Below are 20,647 nucleotides of genomic sequence, written 5' to 3' on the forward strand. Positions count from 1 at the left end.
TCCTCCGCCTGACGCGGAATTTCCGATGAAATGCTTGCCCTGTGCCGGTGCGGATCAGGTGAGATTGGCGAGAATGTAAGCGTTGCGTGCCGCCTCTCTCGCCTGGGCCACATGGGCGATGGCCGCGGCGCGGGCGGCGTCTGGATCGCGGTCCTTGATCGCCAGGAAGATCGCTTCCATCTCGCGCAGACTGTGCCGTGCGCGCTCCGGCAAGGACATGGAACGCGAGCGCAGGAAATTAATCCGCGCCAGCAGTCCCAGGATGATCTCCTCAATGACCCGGTTCTTCGCGTTCTTCAGCAGAATTGAATAGAATAATGATGTGGCTTCGACGCGGACGTAAGCCTCGAATGAATTCACTGCGTCGCTGAATTGCTTCAGCGCATTCTGCATGCTGAGGATGCCCTCCTCGCTGATATTGACGGCGCACAGGGCTGCCGCCTCGCCCTCGAGCAATTCGCGCACATGATAGATGTCCTGCGCATCCTGCCAGGAGAGAACCGGGATCTGTGCGCCGCGATGGGGAGTGATGTCGCACAGCCGCTCTGCCTGAAGACAGCGGATCGCCTCCCGCAGCGCCGGCCGGCTCACTCCCAGGGAAACGCACAGTTCCGATTCGATCAGGCGATCGCCGGGTTTGAGGAGGCCCGAAAAAATCGCCATGCGCAGTTTCTGGATCACCTCTTCCACGAGGGTCTTGGGAGAGACTCGCAGGTGGGAGAGGTCCGCCCCGGTCAGTTTCGGTTCATTCGCCGCCATCAATCCGCCGGCCGCTGCGCGTGCTGCGAGCGACCCTCCCTACGTTCGAGATTTACTCAATGGGTCAGCCATTTGGATACGGTCGCTCCGAGATTTTCCCGGAAGCTCTCGCCCGTACCCTCCTCGATAACCTTGCCGCCATCGACGACATACACGTGATCCGCGACCGCAATGGCATCGGCCACCTGCTGATCGACCAGAAGGATTCCGACCCCATCGTCCCGCATCCGCTTGAGAAAGGCATAGATGAGTTGCGACATGGCCGGTGACAGCCCCACGCTCGGTTCGTCAACGAGGGCATATTTAGTCTTTCCACACAGGAAGCGGCTGAATTCAAGCTGCTTCTGCTGGCCGCCGGAAAGATCGCCGGCGCGCAACGAGCGCTTCTCATCGAGGATCGGAAACGTTTCAATCGCTCGTCGCCACAGCGGCTCGAACGGCACGCCGTCCGCCCAGGCGAACAGGCGCACGTTCTCCTGCACCGTCATATAGGGAAAAATCGATGAATCCTGCGGCATATAGCGGATGCCGGCCGCGAAGCGCCCGGCCATGGGGACGCTCGTGATGTCCTCCTCCCCGAGGCAGATACGGCCGCTCTGTGCCCGGATCGCGCCATATATGCCCTTCAGCAACGTCGATTTTCCAACCCCGTTGGGACCGATGATGGCGGTGATCAGGCCGGGGCGAACCGTCAGGCTCACGCCGCGGACGATCTCGATGTCGCGCAGGTAGGCGCAGACGATATCGCTAGTGACGAGCAACGCTGCCTCCCAGATAGATCTCCGCCACGCGGGGATCGGAAAGGACCTGTTCGGGCACGCCGTCGGCCAGCACGGCACCCTGCGCCATGACCACCACGCGATCGGCATGGCGGCGTACCAGCGGGATCTCGTGGCTGACCAGCACCACCCCGGCCCCGGACCGCGCGAAGTCCGCCATGAGCTCACACACGGTGCTCACCATCATGGGGTTCAGCCCGGCAAAAGGCTCGTCCATCATCAAGAAGCGCGGCGCCTGGGCGATGCACATGCCAATCTCCAGCAGCCGACGCTGCCCGCCCGAGAGCTCGGAGGCCGAGCGATGCCGCATATGCTGGAGGCGGATCAACTCGATCACCTCCGAGCAGCGGTCCTGGGTGAGCATCTGACGCACCGCCGACCCCGCCAGGAAGATGTTTTCCTCGATCGAGAGCGACGCGAATACGCGGGTCATCTGGAAGGTGCGCACGAGCCCCGCCTGGGTGCGCCGGCGCGGGGCCATGCCGTCGATCACAACGTCGTCCAGCCGGATCGAGCCCTCATAGCGGGACATCATGCCGGTCATGCAGTTCAGCAGGGTCGTCTTGCCCGCTCCGTTCGGCCCCATGATGGCGGTGATGCCACCGCTCAGGATGGACAGGCTAACATCGGCGAGCGCGGTCACGCCGCCGAACCGCAAGGATACATTTCGGCATTCCAAGGTTATGGGGCGGTGCGTTGCGTCCGGTCCCGTCGCTGGGCTCATTTCGCTCATTTGGCATGCTCCGAAACCGTGAAGCGCTGCTGGATCCGCCGCGCCCGCCCAAGCAGGAGGCCGGCAAAGCCCGCGGGCGCGAACTGGCAGACCAGCAGGATGGCCAACGCCGTCAGGCCCATATGGGTGAAGGGATAGTCCCTCAGCACCTCCTGCAGACCGACGATCAGCGCCGCGCCGACGATCGCGCCGCTCATGGAGCGCACGCCACCGATGATGCCGATCGACATGATAAAGGTGGTCTGGAACAGCGACCCCATCTGCGGCGTCGCCAGCTGAATGTAGTGCACATAGACGGCGCCGGCGAAGGCTGTGATCGAGGATCCGACGACGACGATCAGCGTCTTGACCAGCGGCACATTCAGTCCGCGGATGGCGGCGATGCCCTCGTCGTCGCGGATCGCCTGCATGGCGATACCCGGCATGCCGCGCAAAGCGGCCAGAAGCGCCACGAGCAGCAGAATGAGCACCCCGGCGAACACCAGGGCGATGTGGACCCCGCTCGCCCCCTCGAACAGGGGGCCGGTCCGCAGCCCGGCCTCGCCGCCGGTGACATCATATTCGTTCGTCACGGCGAGGCGGACGATCTCGGCGGCAACGAGGGTTGCCAGCGCGAAATAATGACCCTTCAGACGGCTGGTCGCCAAGGCCACGATGAAGCCCGCGAGCGCCCCCGAGAGCGTGCCACCCAGCACCGCCACCCCCATCGGCCAACCGGCATTGGACGCAAACGCGGAGACATAGGCGGCGATCATGATGATCGCCGCCGGCGCCAGGGAAAACATGCCGCCATAACCGGACTGGAGGCACCAGCCCATGGTGGCTGTGGCATAGAACAGCCCTGCGGCGACGAGGCTGATGCCATAGGCACCGCCGACCCCCGCGAGACTGCAGACCACCGCCGCCACAACGGTGGCGATGCCGAGATAAAAGTCCGCCCGCAGGGCCAAGTGCCGACGCCGGGAGATCCATTTGGGTGCGGCAAGCATCGCTCAGACTCCCCTGACCCGTTCGCCCAGCAAACCGTTGGGCGACACAAGCAACACCACGAGAAGGAGGACGAAGCCGAACACATCCTTGTACGCGCTGGAGATGAGCGCGCCGCCGAACGATTCGATGACCCCGAACAGCAGCCCGCCGACGATGGTTCCGGTGAACGACCCGAAGCCGCCAAGCACCACGACCACGAAGGATTTCAGCGCGAACGCCGCGCCCGCCTCGGGATAGACGGCGAACACCGGGGCGATGAAGGCACCTGTGAGGCCGGCAAGGCCGCAGCATGCGGCGAAGACATTGCGGTCAAACCGATCTGCATCGACGCCCAGCGTCGACATGGCGGCCGGATTCTGCGAAGCGGCGCGCAGCAGGCGGCCCAGCGATGTGCGCGTCAAAAACAGATAGAGCAGCGCCAGGTATAGGAAGCACTGAATGAGGCCGAACAGGCGCGGCCCGGAAATGAAAAGCACCGACGAGCGGACACGCGGCAGATCAATGGCGGGAGCGACCGAATGGATGTCCGGGCCATACACCATCAGAGCGCCATTCAGCAGCAGCATGCCGAGCGCGAAGGTGGTGATGATCTGGTATTCGCCCGGCGAAAACCCCTGACTCGCATCCAGGGAGCGCCGACGGAAGACGAATAGATGGAAGACGTAGCCGATGACCAGAGCGCACACGAAGGCGGCGATATAGGCGGGGAACGGCCCGATGAACGTCGCGGCCGTGAAATAAGCGAAGCCGCCGACCATGATGAATTCGCCGTGGGCGAAATTTACAACCTTGTTGATTCCAAATACGAGAGAAAGAGCAGCGGCCATCGCCGCATAGTATCCGCCAGATACGAGGCCGTTTAGCAGTATTTCAATATAATGCTGCATTCCACGCTCCTTGAGAGGCTGGAGGCGGCAAGCCGCCTCCAGGCTTGATCACTTCTTGGAAGACGGGGGCGGGAACACGACTTTCGATTCAGACGGCGGCTGACCGACCTTCTCCATCTGGCCCACGACGAAGGGAATGTTGGGCCATTGCTGGAACAGCGGCTCATCGGTGAAGAAGATTTCTCCGCGGCTGCCAACGACGCGAATTTTCCGCAGCGCCTGGATGATCGCCTCGCGGCTCTTGCCGCCGCTTTCCTTGATCGCCATCAGCGCAACCCAGGTGGTGTCGAAGCCCTGGAGGATGAAGCGGGTGGGGTCCTGGTTGGTGCGCTTGCGATATTCCGCCTGCACCTTGGCACCGAGCTCGGTCACCGGATTGCTCTTATGGTCGAGCACATAAGCATAGAGACCGACGCCCGCGCCCTTCACATTGTCCCAGAACCCGGCCTGATCGACGTAGCCGCCGATGTCGATCACCTTCTGCTCGCTCGGCGGCATGCCGAGCTCGTCGAGCTGCGCGGTGAAGAGGAAGCCCTGCGGCGCAACCATCGCGACGCCGATGAGATCCGGAGGATTCTGCCGGATCGAGAGAATTTCATCGCGCATGTCGCGCGAGGTCTTGTTGATGATCTTGGTGGAGACCTTCACGTCTGGCGCGTCGCGCTTGAGGTCAGCCTCGATCATCTTGATCTGGGCAAGGCCATAATCGGTGTTTTCGGCGACCATCAAAAAGCTCTTCACGCCCTGCTGCTTCACGAAATTGGTGACCGCATAGCTGGTGCGCGAGGTGTAATTCGAAACGGCGAAGACTTCGGGAAATTTCTGCTGCCGAATATCGTCGGCCCAGCAGTTCATCGCGACAAAGCCGACCTTGTTTTCATGCGCGATGCGCGAAAGAACGAAGCCTTCCGAGGAATGGTTGCAGCCGACGACCACGTCCACTTTGTCGCGGTTGACCAGCTTCTCCATGGCGGAGCGGGAGGCTTCCGGATCGCCGCGCGTATCCTCGTAGATGATCTCGATGTCGCGGCCGTCGACCTTGGGGCCGAACTGGGCCTTGAACATGTCCAGGGCGATCTCGCCGCCGACCTTGGACTCCCGTCCGCCAATAACGTTGCCCGGCGGGCTGAAGGAATTGGCGAACCCGATCTTGATCGGCGTCGTCTGGGCTGCAGCGGGAAGCGTCGTCGACGCGCACGCCAATAGGAAGGTCGCGGTGGTGAACCGCAAAAGCTTTCTCATCACGCTGATCCTCTGGTTGTGAGCCGTCAAATGATTGGGTTTGCCCAATTCGCGAGGCCGACTTTTCCCATTTGCCAGAATGTCATCTTGATGTCCATTAAAAAGTTATTATTGACATAATGTCTGACAATCTCATAAGCATGAGAGCGCCTCAGGAGGGAAAGATGAAGCTGACAGTCCGCCGCAACATCATCGTTCGGGACGAGATCCGAGAGGTGAACGGGCATGTTGCGGAACCACCGCTATGCAAGGTGGCCATCGTCAGCGTGGTCGAAAATCCCTTCATCGACCGGTACGAGCACGACCTGACGCCGCTCATCGAGGCGAGCGTGGACCTCGGCCATGCGATGGCACGCGCGGGGGCAAAAGCGCTCGCGGGGGAAGAAATCCAGAGCTACGGCAAGGCCGGCCTGGTGGGCATCCGGGGCGAGCAGGAGCACGCGAATGCGCTGCTTACGACGGCTTTCGCCACCCCCTTCCGGGAGATGATCGGCGACGCGCCGGCGTGGATCTCCTCGGTCACCAAAGTCGCCGCGCCCGGCACCTTCATCGATATTCCGGTCAACAACGTGCTCGATGTCTACGTGCGCTCGCACTACGATTCCATGTCGTTCGCGATCGCCGGCGTCCCCATGCCGGACGAGATCGCCGTCATGTTCTGCCTGGTGACCCGCGGCCGGATCGACGCGCGCGTCGGTGGCATGACACACGAAGAGGCGCGGCGGCGCGCCCTGATGGCGGCGGAAGTCGCGAAATGAGGGTCGCGATCACCAACCTCGCCGGGGTGATCACGGGGGCCCTCGAAGACCCGAAAATCGCCGCCGACACGATCCTGATGCGCGACGGCGTGCTGACCCAGGTCGGCACCGCCTCCGCCGCCGAAGTTGAAGCCTGCGACGTGGTGATCGACGCCGGCGGCACCATCGCCGTCCCCGGGTTGATCGATTCCCACGTTCACATCACCTTCGGCGATTACACGCCACGCCAGAAGACGGTCGGCTTTCTTGAGAGCTACACCCACGGCGGCGTCACCACCGCCATCAGCGCATCGGAAGTGCATGTTCCGGGGCGCCCGCGCGATCCGGAAGGGGTGAAGGCGCTCGCCGTCGCCGCCCGCAAGAGCTTCGCGGATTACCGGCCCGGCGGCATGCGCGTCCACGCGGGATCGGTCATCCTCGAGCCGGGCCTCACCGCCGCCGATTTCACGCAACTGGCAGACCGGGGCGTCTGGCTCGCCAAGGCCGGCTTCGGCGCGTTCGCGACGCCTTACGAATACCAGCCGCTGGTCGCCGCCGCGAAGGCGGCCGGCATGATCACCATGATGCACACCGGGGCGGCCTCGATTCCCGGCTCCTCCGGAATCTGGGCGGACCACGTGCTCGCGGTGGACCCCGACGTCTCGTTTCATGTGAACGGCGGCCCGGCCGCCATGCCGGATGCGGATTTCCCCCGTCTGGTGAACGAATCCGGGGTGGCGCTTCAGGTGTGCACGGCGGGCAACCTGCGAACCGCTCTCCTGGTGACGCGCCTTGCCGAGGAAGCCGGTGCCTTCGAACGCCTGCTGATCGCCACCGATACGCCCACCGGCAGCGGGATCATGCCGCTGGGCATGCTCTACACCATCTCGCAATTGGTCAGCCTCGGCGGTATCGCGCCCGAGCGGGCGATCGCCGCGGCGACCGGCAACAATGCGCGGGTGTTCCGCCTGAATTCGGGCCTGCTCGCCCCCGGCCGCGATGCCGACGTGATCCTGCTCGACGCCTGCGAGGGCTCCTCGCAGAACGACGCGCTCTCCGCGCTTGCAAACGGCGACATCGCCGCCGTCGGCGCGGTGATCACGGCAGGCGTGCCGCGCTTCGTCGGCAAGAGCCGGAACACTCCGCCGACGACCAAGAAGGTGCGCGTCGCACACTCGCGCATCGTTCAGGATTTCAGCGCGACGGGCCATTAGCGCCGCCGCGCAGGGTCCGGCACCGAAGGATCAACCAGAAGCCGGCATCCACATGGTGAGCCGGGCACCAAAGGGGATCATGGTGGAGAAAGTCACGTCCTACGATGCGTTGCGCGACCGGATGCAGGGGCGCGACCGTACGCTGCGCGACAAGGTCATGTCTCTTCCCGAGGCCGCCGCCCTCGTGCACGACGGGTCAACGCTCGGAATTGGCGGTTCCGTCATCTCGCGGACCCCGATGGCGATGATCTGGCAGCTCATCAAATCCGGGAAGAAGGACCTCATCTGCTCGCGCAGCATGATGTCCACGGATTGCGACCTGATCCTCGCCTCGGGCCTCTCGCGCCACATCATCACCAGCTGGTGTGCCCAGGGCATCATGTGGGGCCTGTCCAAGGTGGTGCGCCACCATTTCGAGAACAAGCTGGCGGTCTATGAGGAGTGGAGCCACCTCGCCATGGGCATGCGCTATCGCGCCGGCGCCATGGGCCTGCCGCTGATGCCCATGCGGTCGGTTCTGAACTCGGACATGTACGCGCTCCAGAACGGCCAGATCCATACGCTCGACTGCCCCTTCACCGGCGAGCAGCTCGCCGTGGTGCCCGCCCTCAATCCGGACGTGGCGATCATCCACGTGCAGCAATGCGACCCGTTCGGCAATGCGCAGATCGACGGGCTCACCTATCTCGACATGGACCTCGCGCTCGCGGCGGACCGCGTGATCATCACCACCGAGCGCATCGTCTCGAACGATCAGATCCGCCGGGCGCCGGATCAGACCAAGATCCCCTTCCTGTGCGTGGAGGCGGTGGTGGAAGTGCCCTATGGCAGCGCGCCGCACGAATGCTATGGCCTCTATGAGCCCATGTTCGACCATATCTCGGCTTACGTCGCCAAGGTGAACGCGTCTCCGGTCGAGGGCATGAAGGCCTATATCGACAGCCACATCCACGCGCCCGAAACCTGGCTCGAATTCCTCGACCTCATCGGCCTTAAGGAGCTGTCCGCCGCCACCGCCAAGGGACGGAGCATCTACAATGTCTGAGCCGCTATCCTACACCGCGACGGAGCTGCTCGCCGTGCTGAGCGCGCGCGAGCTGAAGAACGGTCAGGTGATTTTCGCCGGTGTCGGCACGCCGCTGCTCGCGGCCACGCTGGCACAGCGACTCGGCTGCCCGGAGATCACCATCCTGTTCGAAGGGGGCGTGATCGGCGCCTATATCGAGGACGGGCGCTTGCCCCCCTCCGCCAACGACCAGCGCTGCGCCAAGCTTGCCAATGCGGTGCTTGGCAGCTCCGAGGTGATGCTGCTGATGCAGCGCGGCTATGTGGACATCGGCTTCCTCGGCGGCGCGCAGATCGACGCCTACGGCAATCTGAACTCCTCCTTCATCGGCGATTGGCATGAGCCGAAGACACGCCTCCCCGGCTCGGGCGGGGCGAACGACATCTCCAGCCTCACCGATTTCATCGTCTCGATCCGCCACGAGAAGCGCCGGTTCGTGGAGAAGGTGGATTTCATCACCTCGCCAGGACATGTGGACGGCGGCACGTCGCGCCGCACCGGTGGTCTGCTGCGCGGCGGCTGCCGTCGCGTGGTGACCGACCTCGGGGTGTTCGGCTTCGACGAGACGACCCGCCGCATGAAGCTTCTGGCGCTGAGCCCTGGTGCCACGCTGGAGCAGGTGCGGGACAATACCGGCTTCGATCTCCTGGTGGCCGATCAACTGGCGACCACCGCGCCGGTCACGGCGCAGGAGCTTGCCGTCCTGCGCAAGCTCGACCCGCAGCGCATCTTCACCGCGTGACCGGCGCCATGGACCTGCCCGATCCCCTCCATTATTGCGAAGTCACCCGCTCCGGCCCGATCACCGTCATCCGCCTGAACCGGCCGGAGGCGATGAATGCCCTGCACGAAGCGGCACATCGCGAACTGCACGCCGTGTTCGACGCGTTCGCGGCCGATGACAGCCAGTGGGTCGCAATCCTCACCGGCGCGGGGGAGCGCGCGTTCTGCGCAGGATACGATCTGAAATCGCTCGCCGGCGGCGGGAAGGAAGGCTGGGCCGCGACCGGCTTCGGCGGTCTCGCCCGGCGTTTCGACTGTACCAAGCCCATCATCGCGGCGGTGAATGGCATCGCCCTCGGTGGCGGGTTCGAAATGGTGCTCGCCTGCGACATCGCGGTGGCGAGCGAGCGCGCGAGCTTCGCCTTGCCGGAGCCGAAATTCGGTCTCGCCGCGGTTTCCGGAGGGCTGCATCGCCTGCCCCGCCAGATCGGGCTGAAGCACGCCATGGGCATGATCCTGACGGGCCGGCGCGTCAGCGCGCAGGACGGACTGCGGCTCGGCTTCCTGAACGAGGTCGTGCCCGCGGGCGAGGAGATGGCGGCGGCGATGCGCTGGGCGCAGGAGATCTGCCAATGCAGCCCCGCCTCCATTCGTGCGTCCAAGGAAGCCGTCCTCGCCGGATTGGACAGGACGCTCGCCCGAGCCATCGGGGACCAGGAAAATTTCCCGGCCATGAAGGCCATGTATGCGTCGGAAGATTTCATCGAGGGCCCAAGGGCTTTCGCAGAGAAGCGGCCGCCGCGCTGGTGCGGCGCGTCCGCCCCGAAACCAGCTCCGGGGGCCTGACCGAGATGGCACTGTTCTTCCAGGATTACGAGACGCTGGAGATCGGTCACACCTGGCACACGCCGGCGCGGACCATCACCCAGGCGGAGGTGGACCGGTTCGCACAAGCGACCGGCGACACCAACCCCATCCATATCGATCACGCCTATGCCGCGCGCAGCAGCTTCGGGGGCACCATCGTCCATGGCTATCTCACCATCGCCCTCGCAGCGGGCCTGGTGTTCCAGCTGGGGCTGGACGAGGTGGCCTCGCACGCGATCCTCTCGACCAACTGGCGCCTCACCAAGGCGGTGCGCCCGGGCGAAGACATTCATGTGGTGCTCACCTTGCTGTCGCGGCGGCCATCCCGGTCCCAGCCCGGCCAAGGCATCATCACCCGCCGGTACGACGTGCTCAATCAGCAGGAGGAGCCGGTCGCCATCGGCGAGGTGACGATGCTCATTCTCGCGCGCCCGGCCGCCGCAGGAGCATGACGCGCCGCGCCTCATTTCAAGACCGCGAACGATGCGGCCCAACTTCCAACCTCAGGGGATTTGAACCATGACCCGTTCCACCGCCCCGGATCGCCAGATCCGCATTGCTCTCATCGTGCCGTCGTCGAACACGGTGATGGAGAACGATTTCCATCGCGCACTGCCCAAGGACCGCTTCACGGTTCACACGGACCGGATGTATCTGATCGAGACCACGCGGGAAGCCGAGATTGCCATGATCGAGCTGGCGGGCGCGGCGGCCAAGGACCTCGGCACCGTCGGCCCCGATCTTCTCGTGTTCGGCTGCACCTCGGCGGGCGCGCTGTTCGGCGTCGAGTATGACAAGAAGCTTTGCGAGGAGCTCGGCACCCTGGCGGGCTGCCGGGGCATGGGCGTCATCAGCTCCGCCTCGCAAGCCCTGGAGCGTGCGGGGGCCGGAAAGGTCGCGCTCATCACGCCCTATAACGAGGACCTCACGCGCTCGGTCGCCGAGGCGCTGGCCGGCGGGGGTCGGGAAATCGTGAGTGCACATGGCATGGGCATCACGGTCAATGTGGAGCTGTGCGATCCCACGCCCACCGAGATCGTCGCCTTCGCCAAGGAAAAGCTCGCGGGCCAGACATTCGACACGCTGTTTGTCTCGTGCACCAATTTCCGGGCGCTGGAAGCCAAGGCGATGCTGGAGCAAGCTTTCGCGGGCGTGACTGTCATCACCGCCACCAGCGCGGTGCTCGATAGCATTACCGCAGCATTCGACTGAACCGGCGGAACACCCGCGCGCCTCGGGATCGAGGAATCCTTGTGAAGCAGGCGCCGCTGGTCTTAAAGCACCGGACGTGATGCGCCGAGCGGCGCTTGTGGGGATGTGCAGCGGATGACGTGGCAGCCGAACATTTCCGGTTCGAAAAAGCCGAAGTATCTCGCGCTCGTGGATGCGCTCGAGCGCGATATTCGCTCCGGCGTGCTGCGGGACGGCGAGCGGCTGCCACCCCAACGGGAAATCGCCGCCGGCCTCGACATCACCATCGCCACGCTCACGAAGGCCATCCAGGAAGCCGCGCGGCGCGGGCTGGTGACAGCCAAGACCGGCAGCGGCACCTTCGTGCGCGGCGCCGACGAGACGCCGGCGGCCAACCGACAGGTGTTCGACCTCAGCCTGAACACGGTTCCCTCCGCCCCCAGCAAGCCGTTCATCGACGCGGCGCTCGAGGCCATCGCGCGCCGCCGCGATTCCGAGACGCTGTTCGGCTACGAGCCCGCCGCGGGGAGCGAGGCGCATCGCGCCATGATGGCGAAATGGCTGAGTCAGAACGACTTCGCCCCCGCTCCTGATTCGCTTCTGCTGACCCACGGGGGGCAGCACGCCCTTGCGGCCTGCTTTCATGCCCTGACCCGCCCGGGAGACGTGATCCTGTGCGAACAATGGGCCTATACCGGCATTCGTCGGCTGGCGGAGCTGTGCCACGTGCGGATCGAGGGCGTGGCGATGGACGAGGAGGGGCTCGACCCCGACGACCTCGCCGCCAAACTCCGCACGACCTCGCCCCGCTTCGTCATCTGCAGCGCCACCTTGCAGAATCCCACCACGGCGACGATGTCGCTCGACCGGCGGCGCAAGATCGTCGCCGCCTGCGCCGCAGCCGGGGTGCTGCTGGTGGAGGATGACATCTATGGGGCGTTGGCCGGCGTTGCCCTGCCGTCGCTCGCGGCGCTTGCGCGCGATCGCGTGATCTACGTGAGCAGCATATCGAAATGCCTCGCCCCCGGCGCGCGGCTCGGCGCGCTGGTGGCGCCCGACGATCTGCTCCCGGCCCTGCAGAATGCCCTCATGTCGCTGCATTGGACCGGGCCGACCCTATGGGCGGAATTGTTCGGCCACATGCTTGAAATCGGCGCGGTCGAGCGCTGCGTCGCCGCACAGCAGAAAGAGGCTTTGCACCGCCTCGCGCTGTTCCGCGATGTGGTCGGCATTCCCGCCTCGACCACGCTATCGAGCTATCATACCTGGCTGCGCATTCCCGCGAGCTGGAGTGTCGACGGCTTCATCGCGGGCCTGCTGACGGCGGGTATCCGCGTTTCGCCGGCCCAGCACTTTGCCGTCTCGCCCCCGTTTGAACAGGCGGGGCCGTTTATCCGCCTCTGCCTCGGCGGGGGAGACGATACCGAACTGCTCAAGGAGCAACTCAGGCGCTTCCGCACGGTGCTGAGCGGCGGCACCGACATTACAACCACGATCACCTGAAGAAGCCGGGACGCGCGGAGCGGGGGGCGTGGCGCTTATCCCATCCCGCTCACCGACCGCCACCGATCACTCCAACGCGTCGGCGGAATAAGGCCGGCTGCCGACTTCGCCCTCCCAGCTTTCCAGATCCAGGGCCGGCAGCCATTCCAGCGCCGAGCAGCACCAGATCTGGCGCACCGGGGGCAGGTGATGGCGCTGGCGCAATGTGCCGGCGCGGATATTCACCGGTCCCGGCACATCGGCAGCCTTCGCATAGAGCGCGGTGCCGCATTCCGGGCAGAAGGCCTGGATCCGCTTGGCGCCGCTCGCCGCGATCTTGATGTATTCTTTCGGCGTGCCCGAGAGCAGGCGGAAGCTTTCGGCAGCCGCGGAGGCCGATACGCGGAATGCGGTGCCGGACAAGGTCTGGCAGTCCGTGCAATGGCAAAGGCTGGTGCGCGCCACATCGACGGTCGCCTCGAAGCTGATTGCGCCGCAATGGCATCCACCTTCCACATTCATCGCTCGCTCCTCTCGGCTGGTGCTGTCTGGCGGCACGATCGCCTAAAGATCGGGCTTGCCATGTTCTACAGCAGGCATGAAACTGCACTAACACACCGCCCACAAGCACGTTAATCGTACTATTCAGTCACAATGTCGAAAGCACGTATGGAGCGGGAAAACACGCGAGGAACCTGAGAGGTTCCAGCCAGTTTTCCGAATTGTCATACCCCAAAACTCTGAATGTATTTCAGACTCCCTGGACAGGATAAAGGAGTAAGGAGATGAGCCATTTCAAGGCCAATCAGCCTCGCCCGCTCGCTTTCCAGGGGCTCTGGGGCGATCAAGCCTCGAGCGCCATTGAGCAGGATAATTTTGAAACTGATGATATTGTACTAGTTGTTATGAGAGATACCATAGTATATCAAATCGACCAGTCGCCTTGTTCCATCGAAGGTCAAATTGGAAGGCCTGCTATGATCACCGCCGTCATCCCCGCTCTCATCGAGAATGAACCCTATACCCCCGGCCTCTCGCGCGAGTACGTCGCGAAGGAATTCGGCGTCCCACTCGATGACGTGGCGAAGCTGGGCTCGGCCGAAAATCCGTTCGGCCCCTCCCCCAAAGCCGTCGCTGCCGTGGAGAAAGGGCGCGCGAAGCTCGACCTCTATCCGGAATGGACCTCCAAGGCGCTGCGCGCCGCGATCGGCAAGAAATACGGCTTCGATGCCGATTGCGTGGTGTGCGGCGCGGGCGAGACCGAAGTCATCAGCTTCGTCATGCGGGCGTTCGCCGCGGCGGGCGAAACCATTCTCACGCACGAACCGTGCTTCCCCATCTACCACCTGTTCGCTGAGAACGAGGGGCGCGTCATCGTGGGCGTCCCCACCGGAGAGGATTTCGACCCGGCGATCGACAGCTACATTGCCAAGCTCACGGAAATTAAGCCGAAGATTGCCTTCCTTACCAATCCGCACAGCCCGAGCGGCCACCTGCTGACGGAAGAAGAAGTGCGCGCGGTCTGCGAGGCGGCCGGCGACGATACGCTGGTGGTGCTCGACGAAGCCTATATCCACTTCTCCCAGACGCCCGGCTTCATGCACCTCACCCGCGAATACACAAACCTGATCGTCTTGCGCACCTTCTCGAAGGCCTACGGCCTCGCCGGCCTGCGCCTGGGCTTCGGCATCGCCTCCAACAAGGACCTCATCACGCCCCTGCTCAACATCAAGCCCACCTGGAATCTCGGGCCGATGCAGGTGGAAGGTGGGATCGCAGCGCTGGACGATGACGCCCATGTCGACCGCACCGTCTCCATGATCGTCGAGATGCGCGATTACGTGACCCAGCAGTTCGCGGGCCTGAACCGCTTTCGCATGGTGCCGAATTCGCGCAGCAATTTCTTCCTGATCGAGATCCTCGATTCCCAGCTCGATTCCACCACGGTCTTCGAAGAGCTTCTGGCGCGCGGCGTGATCGTGAAGGATGGATCCGTCTCGTTCCGCGGCCTCGGCAAGCGCTTTCTGCGCAGCGACGTCAGCCTGAAGAAGCATATGGACCGGCTGGTCTGGGCCTTGAAGGAAATTGAGCAGCAGGCCACGTCCTGACGGCATCCGAACCATGACGACACGCGATCTCGTCATTGGCGTCGACGTCGGTGGAACCTTCACCGACGCCATCGTCCTCGACCGGGGCACGGGGACCCTGCTCGACGCCTTCAAGGTGCCCTCGACGCCGGCCGATCCCTCGGAGGCGGTATTGTCCGCCATCGCGCGGATCTCCCGCAGGTTCGATATCCGCGGCGCCGTCGTGTGCCACGGCACCACGGTCGGCACCAATACGCTGATCGAGCGCCTCGGCGCCCGCTCGGCGCTGCTTGCCACGCAAGGCTTCTCGGATGTCGTCGCACTGCGCCGGCAGGACAGGCCGAGCCTTTATGATTTCGACGTGCGTATCTCCGAGCCTCTGGTTCCCGCCGCGCGCCGCATCGGGGTCCCCGAGCGCGTGGCGGCGGACGGCGGCATCGTGCGCGCGCTCGCGCCGGGCGATCATGAGGCCGTGCTCGCAAAGCTGCGGACGGCGGGCGTGCAGTCGGTCGCCATCAGTTTCCTGCATGCCTATGCAAATCCTGATCACGAACTGCAGATGGAAGCGGCCGTGCGCGAAGCGTTGCCGGGCGTCTATGTGACCCGCTCCAGCGACGTGTGCCCCGAGTTTCGAGAGTACGAGCGCACCAGCACGACCGTGGTCAATGCTTATATCGGCCCGGCCGTGGGGCTTTATATGGGCGTTCTGAGCGAGGCGCTGCGCGCCCAGGGCGTCGGCCGGCTCATGATCGTCAAGTCGAACGGCGGACTGACCTCTCCGGAGAACGCGGCACGCTATCCCGTCCATCTGATTGAATCCGGCCCTGCCGCGCAGCTCACCGCCGCTGCGGCCTTCGCCCGGGCGAAACTAACCCCGGACATGGTGGCCTTCGACATGGGCGGCACCACGGCCAAGGCTGGCGTGATCCGCGCCGGGCAGCCGGAGATGACCACGGAATTTTATGCCGACCGCTTGGTCGACGGCCACGATGTCGGCGGCTACGCCATCCGCAGCTCGGTGCTGGACCTTATGGAGATCGGCGCCGGCGGCGGCTCCATCGCCTGGATCGACGAGGCGCGGGTGCTCAAGGTCGGTCCCGCGAGCGCGGGCGCCAATCCCGGGCCAGCCTGCTATGGTCGCGGCGGCATGCATCCCACGGTGACCGATGCCCATGCGGTGATCGGCACCTTGTCGGCCGAGCTGTTCGAAGCGAGCGGCGTGGCATTCGATCGCGAAGCGGCCATCGCCGCCGTCCGCCAGCACGTGGCCGAGCCGTTCGGCTGGCCCCTCGCCCGCGCGGCCTATGCCATCATCGACATCGCCGTCGCCAACATGGCGGAGATGGTGCGCCTGACGACCACCCGGCGGGGCCTCGATCCGCGCGATTTCGCCTTGCTGGCCTCGGGCGGCGCCGGCCCGCTTCACGCGGCTGCGGTGGGGGCGGAGATCGGCGCGGCCGAGGTCATCGTCCCGCCCTACCCCGGCATGTTCAGCGCCCTCGGCGCCACGCTCGGCAATGTGCGCCACGAGGTGACGACCACCTTGCTGCGCCATCTCGACGAACTCGAAGACGCGGCGCTTGCAGCCACCTTCGATCAGCTCACGGCGCGGACAGACGCGCTGATGGCGGCGGAGCCGCAGGGCATCACCCGCCAGGCGCCCGTGCGCGTGCTGGAAGCGCGATTCTCCGGCCAGCTTTTCGAGCTGCCGGTCCCGCTCGGGCCAATCGACACGCCGCTGCCGGCGATCGGCGAAATCGTGCGGCGTTTCCGCGATGTCTACCGCGCGGAATACGGATTCGACCTCCCCGATGCCCGCGTGCAGGCGGTCAACGCGCGGCTGATCGCCATCGGCGACATGGGCCATAGCGGCGATCTCCTGTTCTCGGATCCGGACGCGGTCGCGCGCGATGCGCAGCCGGCGCGCCACATCGATCTGCTGACGCGCACCGGCGAAACCTCCCGCGTGCCGATCTATAAGGCCGCCGACGCCCATGGCGCGGCGCTCGCGGGCCCGCTCGTCATCGAGCACGCGGGCGCAACCGTCTGGGTCCATGAAGGGCAGACGGCCAGGATCGGCGCCCATGGCCAGGTGAACATCGCATTGTCGGGAGGATTTCGGTGAATACCGGCCCGCAAAGGATTATCGACCGTGACCCGGTGACGTTCGAGGTCGTGCGCAGTGCGCTCTACGCCATCTGCGCCGACATGAAGCACGTCATCATGCGCACCTCGTTCTCGCCGCTGCTCAGCCTGTCGGCGGACCTGTCCTGCGCGCTGCTCGACGCGAGCGGTCGCGTGGTGGGCCAGGGCCGCGACATTCCCGTTCACCTCGGTGCCGTGCCCTTCACGGTGCGGGCGGTGTTCGAGGCTTTCCCCATCGCCGGCTGGCGACCGGGCGACGGTGTCATCGTCAACGATCCCTATGCCGGCGGCACCCATCTGCCCGACGTCTCGCTCATCATGCCCATTTTCCACGGCGAAGCGCTGTGCGGCTTCTCGCTCAGCCGCGTGCACTGGCCGGACATCGGCGGCATCGCGGCGGGAAGCTCCAGCGTGTGCGACGAGATCACCAAGGAGGGGCTGCGCATCCCGCCGTTGCGGATCATCGAGAACGGCCAGCCCCGGCAGGACATCCTCGCCCTGGTGCTCGCCAACGTGCGCGTGCCCGAGGACCGCTACGGCGATTTCCGCGCCCAGATCGCCGGCGCCCGGCGGGCGGACCAGCGCGTCGGCGAACTCGCACGGACCTATGGCGCGGACGTGCTCGCCGAAATCATGGCCGATGCGCAGACCTATACCCGCCGGCTCGTGCGCTCGCGGCTCGCGCACCTGCCGGATGCGGATGTCACCCATGAGGAGACGCTGGACGGCGATGGCATCGACCCCGACGCCCGGCCGCGCATTCGCGCGCGCATCATCAAGGCGGGCGAAGCCATCACGGTGGATTTCACCGGCTCCTCCCCGTGCGTGAAAGGGCCGGTCAACGCGCCGTTCGCCGTCACGGCCTCCTCGGTCTATTACACGCTGCTCGCACTTGTCGGCGGCGATGTGCCCCCCAATCAGGGCGTGTACGACGTGGCGCAGATCGTCGCCCCGGCGGGCTCCGTCGTGAATGCGGCCTACCCCGCCTCCGTCGTCGCGGCCAATACCGAGACCTCCAACCGCATCGTCGACGTGCTGCTCGCCGCCTTGGCCAACGCCTATCCCGAGCGCGTGCCGGCGGGTAGCTATGGTTCGGCCTGCGTCTACACGCTCGGCGGAGTCGATCCGCGCACCTCCAGCCGCTTCGTCCATTACGAGACGGTAGGCGGCGGCTCGGGCGCCAGCAGGATGGGCGATGGCGCAAGCGGCATCCGGGTGCACATGGGCAACACCATGAACCTGCCCATCGAAGCGGCCGAGATCGCGATGCCGATCCGCTTCCTCGCCTATGAATTGGTGCCCGGCAGCGGCGGACGGGGGCTGCGCCAGGGCGGCGACGGCGTTCGCAAGGCGCTGGAAATCCTCACCGATGGCGTGGAGGCCTCGATCCTCGGCGAGCGTACCCAAAGCCCGGCCCATGGCGTGGGCGGCGGAGAGGCAGGCCAGCTCGCCCGCTTCACCCTGCGCACGGGAGACGGCCCAGCCCGCACGCTGCCGGCCAAGAGCGGACCCCATCGCCTCGCCACCGGAGACCAGATCGAGATGGTCACCGCCGGCGGAGGCGGATGGGGCAAGCGTCCACAGGATTGAAAGCTTCCGCGAGCCTGAAGGCCGCGCCGGGCAGAGGCCCTTGTCCGGAAACGCACGCTCGCGGCGCTAGGGCGCAGCCTCGGCCGCACGGCAGCGCGTGCTTCGCCTTGCGGGCGCCCTTTATCTCCGCTTTGCTGCGCCGCGATCGGGAAGGAGCGGGCCATGCAATTGCTGCGCATCTATGCGAGGGCCCTCGGCATGCTGGGGCCGCTGGCCAAAGTGGGCCTGGCGCTCGCCATCGGCAATGTCGCGCTCGCCATGGCGCAATTCGCCGAGCCGATCCTGTTCGGCCGCATCATCGAGGCGCTCGCCGGCGCCCAGCGTGAAGGCGGCCCCTCGCTGGTCGCCGTCCTCACCCCGCTGCTCGCCGCGTGGGTCGGCTTCGGTCTCTTCAACATCGGCGCCGGCGTGCTGATCTCGCTGCATGCCGACCGCCTCGCCCATCGCCGGCGGCTGGGCGTGCTGACCGAATATTTCGAGCACGTGCTTCAGCTCCCGCTCTCCTTCCATGGCGAGACCCATTCGGGCCGGCTGCTGAAGGTGATGCTCCAGGGCACGGATTCGCTCTGGAGCACGTGGCTGTCGTTCTTCCGCGAGGATTGCGCGGCGATCGTGTCGCTGCTGGTTCTGCTGCCGGTGGGCATCTACATCAACTGGCGGCTGGGCTTGGTGCTGATCGCGCTGATCGTGGTGTTCGGCATCGTCACCACCTATGTGCTCGGCCGCACCCAGGCGATGCAGGAAGAGGTGGAGGAACATAATTCCAGCCTCGCCGAGCATGCCACCGACGCCTTGGGCAATGTGGCGGTGATCCAGAGCTATACCCGCATCGAAGCCGAGGTGAGCGGGCTGCGCGCCACCGCGAGCCAGTTGCTGGCGGTGCAGATTCCGGTTCTGTCGTGGTGGGCGGTGGTCTCCATGGCCACCAAGGCCGCCACCACCTTGACCATTCTCGCCATCCTGCTGATCGGCACCTGGCTGCACCTGCAGGGGCTCGCGGCAATCGGCGATATCGTCACCTATGTGGGCTTCGCCACCATGCTCATCGGCCGGCTCGACCATACGGTGAGCTTCGTCAACCACCTCGTGATGAGCGCGCCGGGGCTCGGCCAGTTCTTCGAGGTGCTCGACACGGTGGGCGCCGTGCGCGACCGGCCCGGCGCCCTCGATCTCGCGACGGTAAAAGGTGACGTTCGGTTCGAGGATGTCTCCTTCTCCTATGACGGCAAGCGGACCGCGCTGCGTGATGTGAGCCTGCATGCCGCCCCGGGCGAAACCGTCGCGCTGGTGGGCACCACGGGTGCGGGAAAATCCACCGCCCTCGCGCTGCTGCACCGGGTGTTCGATCCCCAGTCCGGCCGCGTGCTCGTGGATGGCACCGACATCCGCGAGATCACGCTCTCCTCCCTGCGGCGCCAGATCGGCGTGGTGTTCCAGGAGGCGATGCTGTTCAACCGCTCGATCGAGGACAATCTGCGCGTGGGCAAGCCGGATGCGACCCTGGACGAAATGCGCCTCGCCCTCTCCCGCGCGCAGGCGCTGGAGCTGGTGGAGCGCAACCCGGAGGGCCTGCGCGCCCTGGTGGGCGAACGCGGGCGCGCGCTTTCCGGCGGCGAGCGCCAGCGCCTCTCCATCGCCCGCGCCTTGCTCAAGGACCCGCCGATCCTGATCCTGGATGAAGCCACCAGCGCCCTCGACGCCACGACCGAGGCCAAGGTGCAGGCGGCGCTGGACGAGGTGATGAAGGGCCGCACCACCTTCGTCATCGCCCATCGACTCGCAACCGTGCGCAATGCCGACCGCATCCTGGTGTTCGACGAGGGGCGCGTGATCGAGGCGGGCAGTTTCGATCACTTAATGCGGCTGGGCGGCCGGTTCGCCGAACTCGCGCGCGCCCAGTTCCTCGACGACGGGACGCATGTGGAGCGCCCGCTCGCGGAAACGTGAGCGCCGCTGCAATGGCATGGCACGCCCCGCCGGTCCTGAAGATGCGGGGGTCAGGCCCACCCACGCCTGGTGCATTCAAGCTGACGCTTGCATGGCTGGCCCGCGTGCACTGGTTTCGTCTTTCCGGATGGCCCGAAAAGAGCTAAGGAAGGCAAGGCCACGGGGGTCTTTCCAGCTACGGAGCCAACTTTGCCGGGCTTGTCCTGTC

General features: G+C 65.4%; 19 protein-coding genes. 12 read left to right on the forward strand and 7 right to left on the reverse strand.

What is annotated here, in order from left to right:
• Nucleotides 1-54: 54 nt before the first annotated feature.
• The 6 genes from V5F68_RS14630 to V5F68_RS14655 all read right to left on the reverse strand — a co-directional run bounded on the left by V5F68_RS14630 (nt 55) and on the right by V5F68_RS14655 (nt 5,390).
• Nucleotides 55-759 (reverse strand): GntR family transcriptional regulator, encoded by a 705-nt coding sequence (locus V5F68_RS14630; protein WP_394013254.1) that lies wholly within the window; start codon nt 757-759, stop codon nt 55-57.
• A 56-nt stretch (nt 760-815) separates the two neighbouring features.
• The gene (locus V5F68_RS14635; protein ID WP_394013255.1) at nt 816-1,520 is read right to left on the reverse strand and encodes an ABC transporter ATP-binding protein; all 705 of its coding nucleotides are present in this window, start codon (nt 1,518-1,520) and stop codon (nt 816-818) included.
• On the reverse strand, nt 1,507-2,181 hold the full coding sequence (locus V5F68_RS14640; protein WP_394013257.1) for an ABC transporter ATP-binding protein: 675 nt from the start codon (nt 2,179-2,181) through the stop codon (nt 1,507-1,509). Before V5F68_RS14640 ends, V5F68_RS14635 begins: the two co-directional genes overlap by 14 nt.
• 86 nt (nt 2,182-2,267) lie before the next feature.
• Nucleotides 2,268-3,260: a branched-chain amino acid ABC transporter permease gene (locus tag V5F68_RS14645; protein ID WP_394013258.1), complete on the reverse strand. Its 993-nt coding sequence runs from the start codon at nt 3,258-3,260 to the stop codon at nt 2,268-2,270.
• Between the two features lie 3 nt (nt 3,261-3,263).
• Nucleotides 3,264-4,148, reverse strand: coding sequence for a branched-chain amino acid ABC transporter permease (locus V5F68_RS14650; RefSeq protein ID WP_348847263.1), 885 nt, complete (start codon nt 4,146-4,148; stop codon nt 3,264-3,266).
• Between the two features lie 48 nt (nt 4,149-4,196).
• On the reverse strand, nt 4,197-5,390 hold the full coding sequence (locus V5F68_RS14655) for an ABC transporter substrate-binding protein (RefSeq protein ID WP_394013259.1): 1,194 nt from the start codon (nt 5,388-5,390) through the stop codon (nt 4,197-4,199).
• Nucleotides 5,391-5,554: 164 nt separating this feature from the next.
• Here V5F68_RS14655 and V5F68_RS14660 point away from each other — a divergent pair, with 164 nt between their 5' ends.
• The 8 genes from V5F68_RS14660 to V5F68_RS14695 all read left to right on the forward strand — a co-directional run bounded on the left by V5F68_RS14660 (nt 5,555) and on the right by V5F68_RS14695 (nt 12,691).
• On the forward strand, nt 5,555-6,148 hold the full coding sequence (locus tag V5F68_RS14660) for an amino acid synthesis family protein (RefSeq protein WP_394013260.1): 594 nt from the start codon (nt 5,555-5,557) through the stop codon (nt 6,146-6,148).
• A complete protein-coding gene (locus tag V5F68_RS14665; RefSeq protein ID WP_394013261.1) occupies nt 6,145-7,341 on the forward strand; it encodes an amidohydrolase family protein in 1,197 nt (398 codons plus the stop codon). The genes V5F68_RS14660 and V5F68_RS14665 overlap by 4 nt, the downstream gene beginning before the upstream one ends.
• 79 nt (nt 7,342-7,420) lie before the next feature.
• Nucleotides 7,421-8,386 (forward strand): CoA transferase subunit A, encoded by a 966-nt coding sequence (locus tag V5F68_RS14670; RefSeq protein ID WP_394013262.1) that lies wholly within the window; start codon nt 7,421-7,423, stop codon nt 8,384-8,386.
• The gene (locus tag V5F68_RS14675) at nt 8,379-9,149 is read left to right on the forward strand and encodes a CoA-transferase subunit beta (RefSeq protein WP_394013263.1); all 771 of its coding nucleotides are present in this window, start codon (nt 8,379-8,381) and stop codon (nt 9,147-9,149) included. The genes V5F68_RS14670 and V5F68_RS14675 overlap by 8 nt, the downstream gene beginning before the upstream one ends.
• Before the next feature lie 8 nt (nt 9,150-9,157).
• Nucleotides 9,158-9,976, forward strand: a complete 819-nt coding sequence (locus V5F68_RS14680; RefSeq protein WP_394013264.1) for an enoyl-CoA hydratase-related protein — start codon at nt 9,158-9,160, stop codon at nt 9,974-9,976.
• Nucleotides 9,977-9,981: 5 nt separating this feature from the next.
• Nucleotides 9,982-10,449: a MaoC family dehydratase gene (locus tag V5F68_RS14685; RefSeq protein ID WP_394013265.1), complete on the forward strand. Its 468-nt coding sequence runs from the start codon at nt 9,982-9,984 to the stop codon at nt 10,447-10,449.
• Nucleotides 10,450-10,516: 67 nt separating this feature from the next.
• Nucleotides 10,517-11,209 (forward strand): maleate cis-trans isomerase family protein, encoded by a 693-nt coding sequence (locus V5F68_RS14690; RefSeq protein WP_394013266.1) that lies wholly within the window; start codon nt 10,517-10,519, stop codon nt 11,207-11,209.
• A gap of 114 nt (nt 11,210-11,323) precedes the next feature.
• Entirely contained in the window at nt 11,324-12,691 is a 1,368-nt protein-coding gene (locus V5F68_RS14695; RefSeq protein WP_394013267.1) for an aminotransferase-like domain-containing protein, read from the forward strand.
• Between the two features lie 66 nt (nt 12,692-12,757).
• Here V5F68_RS14695 and V5F68_RS14700 read toward each other — a convergent pair whose 3' ends face one another.
• Complete coding sequence (locus V5F68_RS14700) at nt 12,758-13,192, reverse strand: GFA family protein (protein WP_394013268.1); 435 nt, start codon at nt 13,190-13,192, stop codon at nt 12,758-12,760.
• A gap of 455 nt (nt 13,193-13,647) precedes the next feature.
• Between V5F68_RS14700 and V5F68_RS14705 the strand changes: the two genes are divergently transcribed.
• The 4 genes from V5F68_RS14705 (at nt 13,648) to V5F68_RS14720 (ending at nt 20,439) form a co-directional block, all read left to right on the forward strand.
• On the forward strand, nt 13,648-14,778 hold the full coding sequence (locus V5F68_RS14705; RefSeq protein WP_394013269.1) for a pyridoxal phosphate-dependent aminotransferase: 1,131 nt from the start codon (nt 13,648-13,650) through the stop codon (nt 14,776-14,778).
• 13 nt (nt 14,779-14,791) lie between these two features.
• On the forward strand, nt 14,792-16,882 hold the full coding sequence (locus tag V5F68_RS14710) for a hydantoinase/oxoprolinase family protein (protein WP_394013270.1): 2,091 nt from the start codon (nt 14,792-14,794) through the stop codon (nt 16,880-16,882).
• Nucleotides 16,879-18,492 (forward strand): hydantoinase B/oxoprolinase family protein, encoded by a 1,614-nt coding sequence (locus V5F68_RS14715; RefSeq protein WP_394013271.1) that lies wholly within the window; start codon nt 16,879-16,881, stop codon nt 18,490-18,492. Before V5F68_RS14710 ends, V5F68_RS14715 begins: the two co-directional genes overlap by 4 nt.
• A 162-nt stretch (nt 18,493-18,654) precedes the next feature.
• Nucleotides 18,655-20,439 (forward strand): glucan ABC transporter ATP-binding protein/ permease, encoded by a 1,785-nt coding sequence (locus V5F68_RS14720; RefSeq protein WP_394013272.1) that lies wholly within the window; start codon nt 18,655-18,657, stop codon nt 20,437-20,439.
• The last annotated feature ends 208 nt before the right edge of the window (nt 20,440-20,647 follow it).

Source organism: Roseixanthobacter pseudopolyaromaticivorans (genome assembly GCF_043195145.2).
Taxonomy (GTDB): domain Bacteria; phylum Pseudomonadota; class Alphaproteobacteria; order Rhizobiales; family Xanthobacteraceae; genus NCEH01.

Bases quoted from the DNA above. Each gene is read 5' to 3' on its own strand.
- V5F68_RS14705 (WP_394013269.1), top strand. From the start codon at position 13,648: ATGATCACCGCCGTCATCCCCGCTCTCATCGAGAATGAACCCTATACC.
- V5F68_RS14650 (WP_348847263.1), bottom strand. From the start codon at position 4,148: ATGCAGCATTATATTGAAATACTGCTAAACGGCCTCGTATCTGGCGGA.
- V5F68_RS14680 (WP_394013264.1), top strand. From the start codon at position 9,158: ATGGACCTGCCCGATCCCCTCCATTATTGCGAAGTCACCCGCTCCGGC.
- V5F68_RS14675 (WP_394013263.1), top strand. From the start codon at position 8,379: ATGTCTGAGCCGCTATCCTACACCGCGACGGAGCTGCTCGCCGTGCTG.
- V5F68_RS14720 (WP_394013272.1), top strand. From the start codon at position 18,655: ATGCAATTGCTGCGCATCTATGCGAGGGCCCTCGGCATGCTGGGGCCG.
- V5F68_RS14700 (WP_394013268.1), bottom strand. From the start codon at position 13,192: ATGAATGTGGAAGGTGGATGCCATTGCGGCGCAATCAGCTTCGAGGCG.
- V5F68_RS14655 (WP_394013259.1), bottom strand. From the start codon at position 5,390: ATGAGAAAGCTTTTGCGGTTCACCACCGCGACCTTCCTATTGGCGTGC.
- V5F68_RS14645 (WP_394013258.1), bottom strand. From the start codon at position 3,260: ATGCTTGCCGCACCCAAATGGATCTCCCGGCGTCGGCACTTGGCCCTG.
- V5F68_RS14630 (WP_394013254.1), bottom strand. From the start codon at position 759: ATGGCGGCGAATGAACCGAAACTGACCGGGGCGGACCTCTCCCACCTG.
- V5F68_RS14695 (WP_394013267.1), top strand. From the start codon at position 11,324: ATGACGTGGCAGCCGAACATTTCCGGTTCGAAAAAGCCGAAGTATCTC.
- V5F68_RS14660 (WP_394013260.1), top strand. From the start codon at position 5,555: ATGAAGCTGACAGTCCGCCGCAACATCATCGTTCGGGACGAGATCCGA.
- V5F68_RS14690 (WP_394013266.1), top strand. From the start codon at position 10,517: ATGACCCGTTCCACCGCCCCGGATCGCCAGATCCGCATTGCTCTCATC.
- V5F68_RS14670 (WP_394013262.1), top strand. From the start codon at position 7,421: ATGGTGGAGAAAGTCACGTCCTACGATGCGTTGCGCGACCGGATGCAG.
- V5F68_RS14710 (WP_394013270.1), top strand. From the start codon at position 14,792: ATGACGACACGCGATCTCGTCATTGGCGTCGACGTCGGTGGAACCTTC.
- V5F68_RS14665 (WP_394013261.1), top strand. From the start codon at position 6,145: ATGAGGGTCGCGATCACCAACCTCGCCGGGGTGATCACGGGGGCCCTC.
- V5F68_RS14685 (WP_394013265.1), top strand. From the start codon at position 9,982: ATGGCACTGTTCTTCCAGGATTACGAGACGCTGGAGATCGGTCACACC.